Annotated in this window: 1 protein-coding gene; it reads left to right on the top strand. The window is 72.2% G+C overall.

Features of this window, described 5'->3' with window-relative positions:
* Nucleotides 1-24 precede the first annotated feature (24 nt).
* Nucleotides 25-407 (top strand): SDR family NAD(P)-dependent oxidoreductase (locus BCY78_RS24395; RefSeq protein ID WP_139103332.1); only part of this gene is annotated, 383 nt, incomplete at its 3' end.

Raw genomic sequence — 407 nt, 5'->3', positions numbered from 1 at the left:
CCTAACACCCGGAGGAGGTTACTCATGCCTGAGCACATGCCGGGCAGAAGCGGCGAGTTCACCGACCGGACCGCTCTGGTCACCGGTGCCGCCCAAGGCATCGGCGCGGCAGTCGCCGACCTGCTCGCCCCTCTCGGCGCCCGCGTGGCCGCCACCGATCGGACCCGGCCCGGCATCGAGGCCACGGCCGCCGCGTGGGTCCGCACACAGGAGAAACTGCCCGGTACCGTGCGGTCGGCCGGCAGGATGGTTCCCTGTGTGATGGACGTCACCGACCGGAGTTCGGTGGAGAACACCGTGGCCCGCGTCGAGCGCCAACTCGGTCCCGTCGACGTCCTGGTGAGCGTGGCGGGCGTCCTGCGCACCGGTCCCGCGACCGTGCTCCCCGCGCAGGACTGGGCGCACAC

Source organism: Pararhodobacter sp. CCB-MM2, from assembly GCF_001691415.1.
In the GTDB taxonomy this organism is placed as follows: Bacteria; Pseudomonadota; Alphaproteobacteria; order Rhodobacterales; family Rhodobacteraceae; genus Pararhodobacter.
The sequence above is the reverse complement of the archived record's forward strand: the minus strand, read 5'-3'. Positions and strand labels throughout refer to the sequence as shown.